Source organism: Microbaculum mangrovi, assembly GCF_051390635.1.
In the GTDB taxonomy this organism is placed as follows: Bacteria; Pseudomonadota; Alphaproteobacteria; order Rhizobiales; family Tepidamorphaceae; genus Microbaculum.
In genome coordinates, this window is record NZ_JBPODT010000003.1 from 402,540 (window position 1) to 417,170 (window position 14,631).

13 protein-coding genes are annotated in these 14,631 nt (G+C 65.4%); 6 read left to right on the plus strand and 7 right to left on the minus strand.

What is annotated here, in order from left to right; translation table 11 throughout:
• Nucleotide 1: 1 nt before the first annotated feature.
• A complete protein-coding gene (glcF, locus tag ACSF9G_RS14670; RefSeq protein ID WP_436642827.1) occupies nucleotides 2-1,327 on the plus strand; it encodes a glycolate oxidase subunit GlcF in 1,326 nt (441 codons plus the stop codon).
• Here the strand turns inward: glcF and ACSF9G_RS14675 are convergent.
• The 4 genes from ACSF9G_RS14675 to ACSF9G_RS14690 all read right to left on the minus strand — a co-directional run bounded on the left by ACSF9G_RS14675 (nucleotide 1,324) and on the right by ACSF9G_RS14690 (nucleotide 5,867).
• Nucleotides 1,324-1,743 carry a hypothetical protein gene (locus ACSF9G_RS14675; RefSeq protein ID WP_436642828.1) on the minus strand — a complete coding sequence of 140 codons (420 nt, stop codon included), beginning with the start codon at nucleotides 1,741-1,743 and terminating at the stop codon, nucleotides 1,324-1,326. The two genes, glcF and ACSF9G_RS14675, sit on opposite strands and share 4 nt — an antisense overlap.
• 2 nt (nucleotides 1,744-1,745) lie before the next feature.
• Nucleotides 1,746-3,377, minus strand: a complete 1,632-nt coding sequence (locus tag ACSF9G_RS14680) for a GMC oxidoreductase (protein WP_436642829.1) — start codon at nucleotides 3,375-3,377, stop codon at nucleotides 1,746-1,748.
• A 193-nt stretch (nucleotides 3,378-3,570) separates the two neighbouring features.
• Nucleotides 3,571-5,238 (minus strand): methyl-accepting chemotaxis protein, encoded by a 1,668-nt coding sequence (locus ACSF9G_RS14685; protein ID WP_436642830.1) that lies wholly within the window; start codon nucleotides 5,236-5,238, stop codon nucleotides 3,571-3,573.
• 14 nt (nucleotides 5,239-5,252) lie between these two features.
• Nucleotides 5,253-5,867 carry a hypothetical protein gene (locus ACSF9G_RS14690; RefSeq protein ID WP_436642831.1) on the minus strand — a complete coding sequence of 205 codons (615 nt, stop codon included), beginning with the start codon at nucleotides 5,865-5,867 and terminating at the stop codon, nucleotides 5,253-5,255.
• Between the two features lie 280 nt (nucleotides 5,868-6,147).
• Between ACSF9G_RS14690 and aceB the strand changes: the two genes are divergently transcribed.
• Nucleotides 6,148-7,746 carry a malate synthase A gene (aceB, locus tag ACSF9G_RS14695; protein WP_436642832.1) on the plus strand — a complete coding sequence of 533 codons (1,599 nt, stop codon included), beginning with the start codon at nucleotides 6,148-6,150 and terminating at the stop codon, nucleotides 7,744-7,746.
• A 66-nt stretch (nucleotides 7,747-7,812) separates the two neighbouring features.
• Here aceB and ACSF9G_RS14700 read toward each other — a convergent pair whose 3' ends face one another.
• Nucleotides 7,813-7,959 carry a hypothetical protein gene (locus ACSF9G_RS14700; protein WP_436642833.1) on the minus strand — a complete coding sequence of 49 codons (147 nt, stop codon included), beginning with the start codon at nucleotides 7,957-7,959 and terminating at the stop codon, nucleotides 7,813-7,815.
• Nucleotides 7,960-8,260: 301 nt separating this feature from the next.
• Here ACSF9G_RS14700 and ACSF9G_RS14705 point away from each other — a divergent pair, with 301 nt between their 5' ends.
• Both ACSF9G_RS14705 and ACSF9G_RS14710 read left to right on the plus strand, forming a co-directional pair.
• Nucleotides 8,261-8,842: a PAS domain-containing protein gene (locus tag ACSF9G_RS14705; protein WP_436642834.1), complete on the plus strand. Its 582-nt coding sequence runs from the start codon at nucleotides 8,261-8,263 to the stop codon at nucleotides 8,840-8,842.
• On the plus strand, nucleotides 8,817-10,130 hold the full coding sequence (locus tag ACSF9G_RS14710) for a methyl-accepting chemotaxis protein (protein WP_436642835.1): 1,314 nt from the start codon (nucleotides 8,817-8,819) through the stop codon (nucleotides 10,128-10,130). Before ACSF9G_RS14705 ends, ACSF9G_RS14710 begins: the two co-directional genes overlap by 26 nt.
• A gap of 133 nt (nucleotides 10,131-10,263) precedes the next feature.
• Here the strand turns inward: ACSF9G_RS14710 and ACSF9G_RS14715 are convergent, their stop codons facing one another.
• Together ACSF9G_RS14715 and ACSF9G_RS14720 are read right to left on the minus strand one after the other, a co-directional pair.
• Entirely contained in the window at nucleotides 10,264-11,106 is an 843-nt protein-coding gene (locus tag ACSF9G_RS14715; RefSeq protein WP_436642836.1) for a L,D-transpeptidase, read from the minus strand.
• A 221-nt stretch (nucleotides 11,107-11,327) separates the two neighbouring features.
• A complete protein-coding gene (locus ACSF9G_RS14720; protein ID WP_436642837.1) occupies nucleotides 11,328-11,930 on the minus strand; it encodes a hypothetical protein in 603 nt (200 codons plus the stop codon).
• 210 nt (nucleotides 11,931-12,140) lie between these two features.
• On the opposite strand from ACSF9G_RS14720, the gene ACSF9G_RS14725 reads away from it, so the two are divergent.
• Complete coding sequence (locus ACSF9G_RS14725; RefSeq protein WP_436642838.1) at nucleotides 12,141-12,869, plus strand: protein phosphatase CheZ; 729 nt, start codon at nucleotides 12,141-12,143, stop codon at nucleotides 12,867-12,869.
• Between the two features lie 114 nt (nucleotides 12,870-12,983).
• A complete protein-coding gene (gene hisS / locus ACSF9G_RS14730) occupies nucleotides 12,984-14,546 on the plus strand; it encodes a histidine--tRNA ligase (protein WP_436642839.1) in 1,563 nt (520 codons plus the stop codon).
• The last annotated feature ends 85 nt before the right edge of the window (nucleotides 14,547-14,631 follow it).

A 14,631-nucleotide genomic window follows, 5' to 3' on the forward strand; every position in this document is an offset into this window, starting at 1 on the left:
GATGCAGACCAATTTCTCCCTGGCCCAGCTCGCCGATCCGCATATGGCGTCGTCGGAAAAGATCCTGCGAACCTGCGTCCATTGCGGGTTCTGCACGGCCACCTGTCCGACTTATCTCGAACTCGGCGATGAGCTCGATAGCCCGCGCGGGCGCATCTACATGATCAAGGACATGCTCGAGGGCGGCAAGCCGGCTTCGGCGCAGGTCGTGCGCCACGTCGACCGCTGCCTGTCGTGCCTGTCGTGCATGACGACCTGTCCCTCCGGCGTCCACTACATGCATCTGGTCGACCACGCCCGCGCCTATATCGAGGACACCTATACCCGTCCCTGGCACGACCGGGCGATGCGGTCGCTGCTGGCGGCGATCCTGCCCTATCCCGGCCGCTTCCGGCTGGCGCTCGGTGGCGCGCTGCTCGGCCGACTGATGTTGCCGGTCTTCAAGGCGACCCCCGGGCTGCAGCGTGTCGCCGCGATGCTGTCGCTGGCCCCGTCCGCCCTGCCGTCCCGCGGCGAGATGGAGGGGCCGGCCGTGTTTGCGCCGAAGCGGAAGCGGCGCGGGCGCGTCGCGCTGCTTTCCGGCTGCGCCCAGCCGGTGCTCGATCCCGGCATCAACGCGGCCACCATCCGTCTTCTGAACCGGCTCGATATCGAGGTCGTGCTGCCGAAGGGGGAGGGCTGCTGCGGGGCTCTCGTCCATCACATGGGCAAGGAAGCGCCGGCGCTGGATTTCGCCCGGGCCAATGTCGACGCATGGACCGCCGAGATCGAAGGCGACGGCATCGACGCCATCCTGATCACCGCGTCCGGCTGCGGCACCACGGTCAAGGATTACGGCTTCATGCTGCGCGAGGACCCGACCTATGCCGACAAGGCGGCGACGGTGTCGGCTCTGGCGAAGGACATCACCGAGTATCTCGCGACCCTCGACTTGCCGGCGCCGTCCGGGGCCCCCGGCCTGACGGTCGCCTACCATTCGGCCTGCTCGATGCAGCACGGCCAGCAGATCCGCGAGGAACCGAAGGCGCTCCTGACGGCGGCGGGCTTCACCGTCAAGGACGTGCCCGAAGGCCATATCTGCTGCGGCTCGGCGGGCACCTACAACATCCTGCAGCCGAGGCTCGCCGAGCGTCTGCGCGACCGCAAGGTGCGCAACATCGAGAGCACCGTGCCGGACCTGATCGCCGCGGGCAATATCGGGTGCATGACGCAGATCGGCAGCGGCACGGGCCTGCCTATCATCCACACGGTGGAACTGCTCGATTGGGCCTATGGCGGAACGATGCCGGATGGCCTCGCCGGGCGGATCGACAACCCGGCGGCTTAGGCGGTTTCGCCCTCGGCGAGCCATGCCGCCGCGCACAGGTTGGCTTCGGTCTCCGACAGGATCCAACCGTCGACGCTGACCATGCGGCCGTCGGCGAAGTCGGCGCTGCACTGGTCCTGAACGAGCCGCTTTCGCGTCGTTGGACAGTCGGTCGACAGGGCGGTTCGGATCAGCGGCCGCTGCGAAATGAGGGCGGCGAGGCGGTCGAAGTCGGCTGGCGCGTGCCCCGCCGCGACGATGGCCCGGCCGATGCGGCGTGCGGCTGCGTTGTCTGGAACGGCATTGAGCAGCGCGAAGAAATCAGGGTGCTTGCGCGGCACGAACCGGCAGGCGAACAGCGACCCGCCATAGGCCACGGCACCGATGCCGACGATACCCGTCAGCCCGATTGCCAGTCTGCGTGTGATCTTGCCCATGCTCAGCTCTTTCCGATCGACCGTGCACCCGTGGCCGTGACCGGGACCGTGACTATGCCTGCCAGGTGGTCGGCGAGACGCGCGGCGAGTGCGACGATCGTGAGTGTCGGGTTGGCCGTGCCCGCGGTCGTGAAGACCGAGCTGCCGGCCATGTATAGGTTCTTCACCGAATGGACGCGGCAGTTCCTGTCGACGACGCCCGTCTTGGGGGCGTCGCTCATCCGCGTCGTGCCGATGTGATGGTAACCGGTATAGACGACGTCGAGATCCGGCGGTTCGGTGATGCCGACATTGACCCGTCCGAGGCCGGCCGCCCCGATCGCTGCACCGATCAGTTCATGGGTCCGGCGCAGACTGAGCAGGTCGGACGGCGCGATACGCCAGTCGAGAGCGATCCGCCGCCAGCCGAAGGGATCGGTATCCTCGACCAGATAGACGCGGCTCGCCGGATTGGGCGACTGCTCGGCATCCTGCCGGAGCTTGGCCGCCAGCGCCAGGCCCTTGGCGGCGAACGGGCGCATCACATGGCGATAGATGCCGACCGCGATGGTGTCGGCGTCCTCTACAGCATTGCAGTAGTTTTCGGCGAAACGGTCGGGCTTTTGCCCGTGCGCGAAGGCCTTGACGATCGCGGAGAACGAAACCCAGCCGTGACCGCGGAAGTCGTTGCTGAACGTGGTGTTTTCGTACTGCGGCACCAGGAAGGCGGTGTTGTTCAGCAGTTGCTCTCGCCGCATGATGTCGAACGGCAGTTTCAGCCCGACCTGCATCGCCGTTCCGTCGGCTTCGACCACCTCGTTGTAGAGCGAAAGGTCGATGGTTTCGTCGGCGAACAGGACCGTGCCGACCTCGCAGTTGAGATGGTCCATGAAGTAACGGCCGACGAGGTCGTTCTCGTTGCCGATGCCGCCGGCCCGCTGCGTGTCGCAATTCAGCAGGATGCGGGCGTTCTCGATGCCGCCGCAGGCGATGACATAGGTCTCGGCGCGAACGCGCAGCGTGCCGCCCTCCAGCGTCGAGAACTCGCAATGGTCGACCGCGTCGTCCTTCAACGCGATGTCGATGAGATTGGCATGCAGGAAGCAGCGGATATGCGGGTTTTCCTCGATCGGATCCCAGTAGGTCTCCGCGAACCGGGTCGGCGGGCTTTGCTGGTAGACGGCATCGCCGACCATTGCCGGATCGAGCGGCAGCGCCGGCTCGTCGAGCCGGGCCTTCCAGTCGGCGAAGGTGTAGTCGAAGGGACCAAGCTGAAGATAGGGTTGCGCCTTGGCGTAGTAGGGATCGAGATCGGTCCGCGAGATCGGCCAGCCGGAATGGGGGACGCCGGGGCGCGCTTCGAAATCGATCGGGTCGAGCGGTGCGCACAGCCCGGTCCAATGGCCGGACGTGCCGCCGAATTCGCGCAGGCGCGAGGAGGCGACGTCCGTGTTCGCGTCGCCCACCACGTCTCCTTCGTAAAGGGCCTGCGTGTCGGACTCGTAGCCATGGCCGCCGGATTCTAGCAGGACGACATCGATGCCCTTGCCGGCCAGTTCGAGCGCCAGCGCGATGCCGGCCGGTCCGGCCCCAGCGACGCAGACCGAAGCCGCTACCGGCTCATGGGACGAGTAGTGCCGCAGATCGATGATCATTCCGTGGGTCCTCAGCGGCACGATGGCGCCGAGGGGGGCTTCTAGGGCAACGAAGTTAATTTGGTTCCAATGCGCCCAAACTTGGGAACCGGCCTACTGGGCCGAGGACGATCCGCCTATCGCATCAGGACGAAGAAAGACGGGCCACCCGTCAACGGGCGGCCCGCCTCGATAGGTTCGGCTGTCGCGGACGTCAGGCGGCCGCGACGTCGGCCAGAAACCGGTCGATCGACTGGCGCAGCCGTTCGGTCTCCGCGACGGCCGAAGACGTGACGGTCTCGACCTGCGCGGCCGACTGAGAGGTCTCCCCCGCGGCGGCATCCAGGCCGGCGACATTTTCCACGACCGCCTGCGTTCCGGATGCCGCAACGGCTACGTTGCGGCTGATTTCCGCGGTCGCCGAGCCCTGCTCCTCGATCGCCGCGGCGATGGCGGAAGCGTGGTCGTTTACCTCCTCGATCGTCTTGGCGATCGCCTGGATCGCCGTGACGGCGTCTCCGGTCGATTGCTGGATCGCCGTGATCTGCTCGGAGATGTCCTCCGTCGCCTTCGCGGTCTGGCCGGCCAGCGTCTTGACTTCGCTGGCGACCACGGCGAAGCCACGGCCGGCCTCGCCTGCGCGGGCCGCCTCGATCGTGGCGTTCAGGGCCAGCAGGTTGGTTTGCTCTGCGATGTCGGAGATCAGGCCGACCACGTCGCCGATGCGCTGTGCCGCGGATGCGAGGCCGGAGATCTGGTCGTTCGACCGCCGTGCCGCCTCGGTCGCCTGATGCACGGTCGAGTTGGTCTCGCTGATCTGACGCCCGATCTCGGTGATCGAGCTGGCGAGTTCCTCGGCCGCGGCGGCCACGGTCTGCACATTGGAGGATGCCTCCGCGGATGCCGACGAAACGCTCGAGGCGCGACCGGCGGTGCTGCCGGCGATCCCGGTGAGAACCTGCGCCGTCTCGCGCATCTGGTCCATGTTCGCCGAGACCGCTTGCAGGGCTTCGGTCACGTCGCTTCGGAAGCCGTTGATGAGGCTCTCGACCCGACGCCGCCGTTCGGCGTCCCGCTCCTGCTCGCCGGCCGCTTTCTGCTCGAGCCGGGCCCGTTCGATGGCGTTGGCGCGGAACACCTCGACGGTCTTCGCCATGGCGCCGATCTCGTCGCTGCGGTCGACGCCCTGGACCGCAAGCGCGGTATCGCCATTGGCCAGTTCGCTCATCTGCGCGGTCAGCGTCAGCACCGGGCGGGTCACGGTGCGCTGCACCCAGATGCCCAGTCCGATCGCCGCGGCAACGACCGCCGCCACCCCAAGCAGGATCACGGTTCGCGTAAGGCTCACCGCGGCGGCAACCGTCGCGGTGCCCGCCGCAGTCATCTGTTCCGCGATGCGCGTGGCGTTCAGAAGGCCGGCCCGGATGACACCGATCTGGGCCTCGTTCTGCCCCGAGGCCTCGTAGAGCCGGGCTTCGTCCACGGTCAGCGGGTGCCGCATGAGCGCGATCTGCGGATCGCGGATCTCAGCGCCCCATTTCGACATCTGGCCGAAGACGCCGTCGAGTTCGGCCGCAAGCTCCGAGCCGGGGGTGACGACATCACGGGCCAGCGCCGTGGCTTCGGCGCGGCGCTGCTGCGCCGCATTGGCGGAATCGAGGAAGGAGCGGTCACCCGACATCACGAAGCCGCGGATCGTTCCCTGCTCGGCCTCGAAGGAGGTGGAGATGCCGGCGATCGCGCCGGCGATGCTCGCGACCCGGGCGGCCTCGGTGTTGGCGTTGCTGATGCGGTTGCCGGCCGTCCAGATCAGGACGCCGACAAGGATGTTCAGGAAAACGATGACACCGAAGCTGACGACGAGTTTCTTGGCGATTGTCATGGTCGGACTCCGGATCAGGAATTGAGGCCCAGCAGCCGGCGGCGCTGCAGTTCCGTGAGATTGATTTCAACCGTCGCCGCGCCGATGGACCGTCCGTCCGGATCGACGATTGTCACGTTGACCTGCGCGCGCCAGGTGCCGGTCGTGTCGTTGAATTCGGCCTCGTCGACGAAGATCGCCTCCGGCCCGACGGGATAGGTTTTCTGGAACTTGGCTTCGTCGCCCTGCCAGTAGTCCGACGTCGTGGCGCTTTGGCCGACGTTCAGCCCGGCCGCGTCCATGACGAAGATTTCGCTGTACAGGCCCAGGTTGCCGGCCTGGATGCGTGTCAGATAGCTCGAGAGCGGGCTGGTCAGCACGCTGGCGATGATCGGCTGGTCGGCGACCTCGCGCTCGGCCCGCCACTGCTTGTCGAGCGTGTCGATGTCGGCGTCGGAGAGGCCGGCGGTGACCTTGTTGCGTGCCGTGACCGAACGCCAGACCACCGGCGCGTCCAGGAAATCCCGGATGTTGGCGATCACGCGTTCGTCGATCAGTGAAGTCGTCGGGGTCGGCACGTCTTGCGTGGCGCCTATGCCGACAGACGCCAGCAAGGCCGCGGCCCCGATTGCGATGGTTTTGATGATCATTGTTGCCCCGAAGGTGTTCTGCATTTCTCCCATGAAGTTGCATGGGTAAACGGTGAACTCTTGTGGTTTGGTTACGAAACGCCCGTTTTTTCAGGCTTTTCGTCGCGTCGGCAGGCACCCGCTACTTGGATTGCCTGAATGGAGAAGGCGGGGTCAGATTATTTCCAATTTGGAAAAAGAGCCGGTTTGCGACGATTGTTTCACCGCGCCGCGCCATATGTGACACTGCCCGGCACCAGCAAGAAAACGCAAACGGGCAAATGCAATGAGGAGCGGCGTTATGGGCGCAACCGCACACGTGGCCGGCGTGGAAATTCGCGGCGCTTTGAAGGAGCGCTACGACGAGGTCTTGAACGACGAGGCGCTTGCCTTCGTCGCTGACCTGCACCGTCGCTTCGACGAGCAGCGTCGCCGTCTTCTGAAGATGCGCCTGGAGCGCCAGAAGCGGTTCGACGCCGGGGAACTGCCGGATTTCCTGGAGGAGACCCGTCACGTCCGTGAGAGCGACTGGACCGTCGCCCGGATCCCGGAGCCGCTGCTTGATCGCCGTGTCGAGATCACCGGTCCCGTCGACCGCAAGATGGTGATCAACGCGCTGAATTCCGGCGCCAAGGTTTTCATGGCCGACTTCGAGGACGCGACGGCGCCGACCTGGGACAACCAGGTGGAAGGCCAGATCAACCTGAAGGACCGATGGGACGGCAAGATCGATTTCGTCGATCCCGATAGCGGCAAGGAATACAAGTTGCGGTCCGACCCGGCCGTGCTGCTGGTGCGCCCGCGTGGCTGGCACCTGCCAGAGGACCATGTGCTGGTCGATGGCGAGCCGGTGTCCGGCGCCCTGTTCGACTTCGGGCTCTACATGGTTCACAGCGCCAAGAAGGCGCTCGCCGCCGGCGCCGGGCCCTATTTCTATCTACCCAAGCTGGAAAGCCATCTCGAGGCCCGGCTGTGGAACGATGTCTTCGTTCATACGCAGGATGCCCTCGGTCTCCCGCACGGAACGATCAAGGCGACGATCCTGATCGAGACGCTGCCGGCCGCTTTCGAGATGGACGAGATTCTCTGGGAGCTGAAGGACCATATTGTCGGCCTCAATTGCGGCCGATGGGACTACATCTTCTCCTTCATCAAACGGCTCCGGAACAACCCGGCCTTCCTGCTGCCGGACCGCGGTCAGGTGGTGATGGGCAAGGCCTTCCTGCGCGCCTACTCGCTGCTCTTGATCAAGACCTGCCATCGCCGCGGCGCCTTCGCCATGGGCGGAATGGCCGCGCAGATCCCCAACCGGCGCGATCCGCAAGCCAACGAGATCGCGCTCGCCAAGGTGAAGGCGGACAAGGAACGCGAAGCCGGAGACGGTCACGACGGGACATGGGTCGCTCATCCCGACCTGGTGCCGGTCGCGATGGAGGTGTTCGACCGGCTGATGCCGGGCCAGAACCAGCTCGACAACAAGCGCGAGGACGTTGCGCTCGGCCAGGCCGAACTGCTGGAAATCCACGAGGGCACGCGCACCGAAGCGGGCTTGCGCGAAAACATCCGCGTGGGTGTCCAGTACATCGAGGCGTGGCTTCGCGGGCGCGGTGCCGTGCCGCTCTACAACCTCATGGAAGATGCCGCGACGGCGGAGATCAGCCGGGCCCAGATCTGGCAGCAGCTCCGTCACAGCGCCGCGCTCGAGGACGGGCGGACCGTTTCCACGGAATTGTTCCTGAAAACGCTCGACGACGAGATGGCAGGGGTTCGCGAAGACCTGACCGCCGCCGTCTACGACGCGGGCCGCTTCCCGGACGCGATTGCTCTGTTTCGCGACATGTCGACCTCGGAAACGTTTGAGGAGTTCCTGACGCTGCCGGCCTACGAGCTGATTGTGTGAGAGGAAGGCGGGGCGCGCTGTTGCGGGAGCCGCGAGGCCCGAGATGCTTCGTGGACCGGAAGCCTGTCAGAAGCAGCTGGTGATCGCAGCCAGGATGCGCTCGACATAGACCGCCTCGCCGAAGCGCGCCCAGAGCAAACCGCCACCGAATAGCAGGACGGCAAGTGCGGCTGCGCCGATCGCCACCAGAGGCGGTTGTGACGGCGGCGTCACTCCGGTTCTCCGCTGTGATACACCGCTGGTTGTCATTGAATGCGCCTGCCGTGGAAGCCGATTACCCCATGTATACCACGGCCCGGACCCGGTTGGCATCTCGATCCGCGAGGGGTGGCATGCAACACAGGGTGTATGTGTTGTCGGCTGATAAACCATTGGTTTATAAGCCGTTTTCGGAGTACTCGTGCCGTGCTCATTTCATCTTTCGTTAAGGTGCGAACTTCTAGGGTCGGTCCTATTCGCAACGAAACGTCTCGTTGCGCCCATAACATCCCTCTTGGGGGAGCGACCGACAAAAATGCTTCAACGGACTCCTGCGGCTCGCCGGGGTAAAGCCCCTCGTGCGCCAAGCCGCAAGCTTACCCGCACCGTCAAGCCGACCGGACGCGAGCGGACTTTCCTGGAAGACGAGCTTATCGTCACCAAGACAGACCTGAAGGGTCGTATCACCTACGCCAACGACGTGTTTCTTCGCCTGTCCGCGATGACCGAAGCGGAGGCGCTGGGCGCGCCGCATTCTGTCATCCGCCACCCGGACATGCCGCGTGCGATCTTCTGGCTGCTCTGGGAAACGCTTCAGGCGGGCAAGGAGATCTTCGCCTATGTCGTCAACCTGGCGGCCGATGGCGACCACTACTGGGTCTTCGCCCATGTTACGCCGAGCTTCGGACCGGACGGCTCGATTATCGGCTACCACTCGAGCCGGCGCACGCCGGAACGGCGTGTGCTTCCTGTCATCTCCGGGATCTACGCCGACCTGAAGGCCGAGGAAGCCCGGCATGAAAACCGGGCGCACGGCCTGGAGGCTTCTGTCGGGCTGCTCCAAGCCCTGCTCAAAGAAAAAGGCATGCCGTATGACGAGCTCGTCTTCTCTCTCTAGCGCACGGTTCCTGGCAGTCACGGCGAGCGTCCTGTCGATAGCGATCGTTGCGGCAACCTGGTTCAGCCCGGTAGCGACTGCGGTGCTCGCCGCGGCGATGCTCGTCGCCACGGGGCTGCTGCTCGGTAAGCTGGGCCGCCTCGGGCAGCGACTCGACATGGTCGCCGGCGTTTGCGAGCGCGCCGCCCGCGGCGATCTCGAGGCGCGGATCATCGGCATCCGCGAAGGCGAGCGCGACAGCCTGGGAAGGCTGATGCGGGCGATCAATCACCAGCTCGACATCGTCGATGCCTTCGCCCGTGAATCGACGGCTTCGCTCGCCCATGTGCGTGATGGCCGCTTCTTCCGCCGGGTATTGCGGCGTGGCCTCTCCGGCTCGTTCCGTCATGCCGCCGACGTGATGAACGCGGCGACCCGTTCGATGGGCGAGAAGTTCGGCCATTTCGAGCAGGTGACGGACCACTTCGAAAAGGAACTGTCCGACCTGATGCGCGAGGTTCGCGGCTCCACTCAGGAAATGGGGGCCACGGCCGACCAGATGGCATCGGCGACGCACGACAGCGGCGCCAAGACCGCGGAGATCGGCCAGCAGGCGGAGATCATGAACCGCGAGGTATCCGCCGCGGCCGAGGCGGTCGCGCGTTTGGCCGGGGCGGTCGACGAGGTTGGAGGACAGGTCCTGACAGCCAAGCAGATCAGCGACCGGGCGGTCATGGAGTCGCGGGCCTCTCAGGAAACGGTCGAAGGTCTCGAGCGGGCCGCCGCGGCGATCGGCGAGATCGTCGAGCTGATCCGCGCGATTGCCGAGCAGACCAACCTGCTCGCCCTCAACGCGACCATCGAGGCGGCCCGTGCCGGTGAGGCCGGCAAAGGGTTCGCTGTCGTCGCCGCTGAGGTGAAGGCGCTCGCCAGCCAGTCCGCCCAGGCGACCGACCGTATCGAGGAGCAGATTGCCCTGATCCGCGGGGAAACCGACCGTGCGGTCTCCGCGATCGGCGGCGTGTCGTCGATCATCGGCGAGATCGCCGGCATTTCCGACGCCATTGCCACGGCCGTTCACGCGCAGACGGAGGCGACGCAGGGAATTTCCGAGTCCATGGTGCTGGCGCGTACTGGAACCGACACGGTGTCGGGCAACATCGCCGTCGTCACCCGCTCGGTCGAGGAAACAGGTTCGGCATCCAAGGCCTTGCAGACGGCCGCCGAAAGGCTTCAGGGGCGTGCCAACCATCTCGAAAGCGAGATCGAGGACTTCTTCGTCAAGGCCCGCACGCTTCTACGGCAATAGGGTTTCGCCGCCGAAGGCGGACTGTCGACAAGTCAGTGGCATCGAAAGAGAAGGCGGGCGGCCCGTTGATCGGACCGCCCGCCTTTGACGTCTTCCCCCTGTAAATCCTGTCGCCGGTCCGTCCGGCTTTGAGTTAGATCACCTTGACCGCGGTGCCGACGCCGACCCGCTCGTAAAGGTCGATCACGTCCTCGTTGCGCATCCGGATGCAGCCCGAGGATACCGCGCGGCCGATGGTCCAGGGTTCGTTGGAGCCGTGGATACGGTAGAGCGTCGAGCCCAGATACATGGCGCGCGCGCCGAGCGGGTTGTTGGGACCGCCGGGCATGTGATCCGGTAGGCCGGGCTGGCGCTTCTTCATCGCTGCTGGCGGGGTCCAGCCGGGCCATTCGGCCTTGCGGGTGATCTTGTGGGTGCCGGCCCACTCGAAGCCGGGCCGACCGACGCCGACGCCGTAGCGCATCGCCTTGCCGTCGTTCTGGACGAGGTACAGAAACCGCTCGTTCGTGTTGATCACGATGGTGCCGGGCTTCTCCGGACCGTTATACGAGACGACTTTCGGAGCGAAGGCCGGATTGAATTGCGGCAGTTGACGCCTGGCGTCCGCGCGCGTGCGCGGGGGCGGCTGAATCGCGGAGACGTTTCGGCTTCCCCTGGACGTCGTGGTCATGCCCGAATAGCTCGGCAGCCGTTGGCCGGGCTGCACGAATCCGGAAGGCTGGCTGGCCGTGCGCGATCCCTGGGCGGGCACGCCGGGCTGTCTGTAGGATCTTTTTGGCTGAGCGGATTGCGGCTGCTGGTAGGTCGGACGCGAAGGATCCAGGCGCCGGTCGGTCGACGCGGATGCGGTCTGCTCGCCGAACAGGGCGTTCATCAGGGCGGGAAACGGCATCCTGCTGTTGTCGTACTGGCTGGCGACGGCGGGGCTGGCCGCTCCGGCGGCGACAAGGGCGGTCGCGAAGAGAAGGCGTTTCATCGACGTACTCGCTCTACATTTCGTCGTGATGCGGGGAGATACACACGTTCCCCGTCAGTGAGGCGAGGGTAGGCGGCGACCGGCGAGCGAATGGTAAACCGGACTTCACGTTGACGCGGCATCTGCCGAAGTGGTTGACGCGGCGTTAATGCAGCAGAGACGGGCACGGTGATGGACACCGTGCCCGCCGGCAGCCTGGCGGCCGCATGGGAGCGGGGAAGCTAGTTGCGGACCATTGCCAGGCCGATCGGGTGATAGCCGGCGACCGTCGGATAGTAGGTGCAGTCGAGACGGCCAGCTGGAATGGCGACGCGCGGATGCCGCGGGGCCGGTGCGCGCGGCACGGCAACCTCGGGGCGGTGGCCGCGTGTCCCGTATTGCCCGTACCCGCCGTTGCCATAACCGGTGCCCCAATTGCCGACGCCGCGGCCGCCAATACCGCGGCAGACCAGGTAGTCGGCGCTCCAGTCGGTGCGCCCGTTGCAGCGGCTGCGGCTCAACCGCACGGTGGCGGTGCCGTCGCGCCCGGGGCTGACGGTCACGCTGCCGTCGCAGGCCAGCCCGCCGCCGCGCACCTGGTAACTGCCATAGCGTCCGTTGTTGCAGAACGAGAAGGCATAGGGGCCGTAGATCAGTCGCTGCGAGGACCAGCATCCGGCTATGCCGGCACCCCCGCCGGGGGCGGGAACATGCGGGACGGCGACGCGCGGGGTGGCGACCTCGGACTGCGCCTGGCCGGCGGCCGCGGTCAGTGGCAAGGTCATCAGGATGGCTGCGCCGACGGCGAACCGGGCGATGCGGCGGAGGGTAGTCTTGGCGGTCATGTCGCTCTCCTTCGAACTGCGCCGACGGCGGGTCTGTCGCCGTTCGTCGAGGCAAAGAATGAGAGCGTGCTGCTGAACCCGCATTGAACCTCTGGTTCATCGCCCGTTCAGCAATCCGGCTTCGGATCCCGTCGCGGAACCCGGGAACGGTTCATTAAGGCGCGAAGGGCAAATTGCGCACTCGGATTTAGGTTGAGACGAGGCAGTGAAATGGCTTCCGCGGCGCGACGCTTTCGCATCGAAATGGCCCAGGAACAGGGCGAGAGAAGTGGCGACGGCGGTAGCACCGTGGGTGGCGCCGGGGGGGACGGCGACGGAGCCAGATTCCGCGAAATCATGGACGCGCTCGCCGACATCCGCGCTTCGATCGGCGATGCCGACCAGATGGTTTCCAAGGAAATCGTGGAGGATTATCGCGGCCGGGCCGACGAGGCCCGCCAATTGCGCATCGAGATGGAGTCGGTCCAGCACGCGATCAACACGACCAAGCTCGAGCTCGCCGCGCTCCATGCCGGCCCGGGTGGCAGGGACATCCACAGCGTCACCGACCAGTTGGATGCCGTCGTCAAGGGCACGGAGCAGGCCACCGAGCAACTGCTTCTGGCCGCCGAGCAAATCGACAACGATGCAAATGACCTCAGCGCCCGCCTGAAGGACAGCGAGAGTGTCGATCTGCTCAACGACATCCGCGATCACACCGTCAAGATTTTCGAAGCCTGCAACTTCCAGGATCTGACCGGCCAGCGCATTACCAAGGTCGTGAATACTCTGCGTTTCATCGAGGAGCGCGTCGACACGATGATGTCGCTGTGGAGCGATCTGGAGGCGTTCGTCCTTCCGCAAAGCACGCGGGACGAAGGCACGATCATGCATGGCCCCGCGCTCAAAGACGATACTGGCGTCGCCTCCCAGGACGATATCGACGCCCTGTTCGACTGACGGCGGTGCCGCCGGTATTCGGTGCTCCGCCTTGCCGTATCGGCGGCGATGATCTAGGTAGGGCCGGCCTGCGTGTTAGCGGGCGTTTCTCCTAGTGTTTCACGGCGTTTATCGATGGCTAAGACCGACAAGGCGGATCGCCTGAAGCCGCGGCTTCCGCGCGGTTTCCAGGACCAAGACACCGGCACGCTGCGCGCTACCCGCGCCATGCTGGAGACGATCGGCCATGTCTTCGAGCGCTACGGCTTCGATCCGGTCGAGACCCCGGCGATCGAATATACCGAGGCGTTGGGCAAGTTCCTGCCTGACCAGGACCGGCCGAACGAAGGCGTGTTCTCCTTCCAGGATGACGACGAGCAATGGCTGAGCCTGCGCTACGATCTGACGGCGCCGCTCGCCCGCTATGTCGCCGAGAACTTCGACCGCCTGCCCAAACCCTATCGCAGCTATCGCTACGGCTACGTTTTCCGGAATGAGAAGCCGGGGCCGGGGCGTTTCCGGCAGTTCATGCAGTTCGACGCCGACACTGTCGGCTCCGCGTCGGTCGCCGCCGATGCCGAGATCTGCATGATGGCCGCCGACGTCATGGAGGAGCTGGGCATCCCGCGTGGCGACTACGTCGTCCGCGTGAACAACCGCAAGGTGCTCGACGGCGTGATGGAAACGGCAAAGATCCCCGAGAACTTGCGGGTTCCGACCTTGCGCGCCATAGATAAGCTTGACCGATTGGGAATGAAGGCGGTTGAACTTCTGCTTGGACCAAGCGGTCGTCGGGACGCGAGCGGCGATCTTACTCCCGGTGTTGGACTGGCGCCGGAACAGATTTCGCTCATTAAATGGTTTCTTAGGCTCAGGAGGCCGCTCGGGACTGATACTCAGCCTAACGTCCTGAATCCGGTCCACGAGTTCACCTCAGAAACGGCTCCGGTCGGTCAGTCGGTCAAATTGAAAGATATGCTGACCGCAATGAAAGAAAGTCAGTATGGAGCTAATTCAACATTTGCTGAAGGCGTAGAAGAGTTTCAGGCAATAGCCTCACTTGTAGCTGCCGCTGGTTATGATGATGGCCGCATCATCATCGACCCTTCCGTCGTCCGCGGCCTGGAATACTACACGGGCCCGGTCTACGAGGTGGAGCTGACCTTCGAGACGGTCAACGAGAAGGGCGAGAAGGCCCGCTTCGGGTCCGTCGCAGGCGGCGGACGCTATGACGGTCTCGTCGGCCGTTTCCGTCCCGAGGACACCCCGGCGACCGGGTTTTCGATCGGTGTCAGCCGTCTCCTCGCCGCGCTGTCGGCGCTCGGCCGTGTCGAGACCAGGGAGACGCTCGGCCCCGTCGTCGTCCTCGTCATGGATCGCGACCGCATCGCCGACTACCAGAGGATGGTGGCCGGCCTGCGCGCCGCCGGTATCCGCGCCGAAATGTATGTGGGGACCTCGGGCATGAAGGCGCAGATGAAATACGCCGACCGCCGCAACGCCCCCTGCGTGATCATCCAGGGCTCGGACGAGCGCGAACGCGGCGTCGTCCAAATCAAGGACCTGATCGAGGGCGCCCGTCTGGCCGAGGCGATCGAGGATCATGCCGAGTGGAAAGAGGCGCGGCCCGCCCAGGTCGAGGCGGCGGTCGCCGACCTCGTCGACACCGTCCGCGAAATCGTCGGCCGACACCGCTGAGCCGAAGGCGACGGGCCAGCCTGTCGCCTTCCGCGCGCTTGCCTGTTAAAAGGCAGCGACTCTTTCGTGTTCGCTGAGATAACCC

Coding starts and splice junctions, on each gene's coding strand:
- ACSF9G_RS14675 (WP_436642828.1), bottom strand. CDS start 1,743: ATGGGCAAGATCACACGCAGACTGGCAATCGGGCTGACGGGTATCGTC.
- ACSF9G_RS14710 (WP_436642835.1), top strand. CDS start 8,817: ATGACGAGCTCGTCTTCTCTCTCTAGCGCACGGTTCCTGGCAGTCACG.
- ACSF9G_RS14715 (WP_436642836.1), bottom strand. CDS start 11,106: ATGAAACGCCTTCTCTTCGCGACCGCCCTTGTCGCCGCCGGAGCGGCC.
- ACSF9G_RS14685 (WP_436642830.1), bottom strand. CDS start 5,238: ATGACAATCGCCAAGAAACTCGTCGTCAGCTTCGGTGTCATCGTTTTC.
- ACSF9G_RS14725 (WP_436642838.1), top strand. CDS start 12,141: ATGGCTTCCGCGGCGCGACGCTTTCGCATCGAAATGGCCCAGGAACAG.
- hisS (WP_436642839.1), top strand. CDS start 12,984: ATGGCTAAGACCGACAAGGCGGATCGCCTGAAGCCGCGGCTTCCGCGC.
- aceB (WP_436642832.1), top strand. CDS start 6,148: ATGGGCGCAACCGCACACGTGGCCGGCGTGGAAATTCGCGGCGCTTTG.
- ACSF9G_RS14720 (WP_436642837.1), bottom strand. CDS start 11,930: ATGACCGCCAAGACTACCCTCCGCCGCATCGCCCGGTTCGCCGTCGGC.
- glcF (WP_436642827.1), top strand. CDS start 2: ATGCAGACCAATTTCTCCCTGGCCCAGCTCGCCGATCCGCATATGGCG.
- ACSF9G_RS14680 (WP_436642829.1), bottom strand. CDS start 3,377: ATGATCATCGATCTGCGGCACTACTCGTCCCATGAGCCGGTAGCGGCT.
- ACSF9G_RS14690 (WP_436642831.1), bottom strand. CDS start 5,867: ATGATCATCAAAACCATCGCAATCGGGGCCGCGGCCTTGCTGGCGTCT.
- ACSF9G_RS14705 (WP_436642834.1), top strand. CDS start 8,261: ATGCTTCAACGGACTCCTGCGGCTCGCCGGGGTAAAGCCCCTCGTGCG.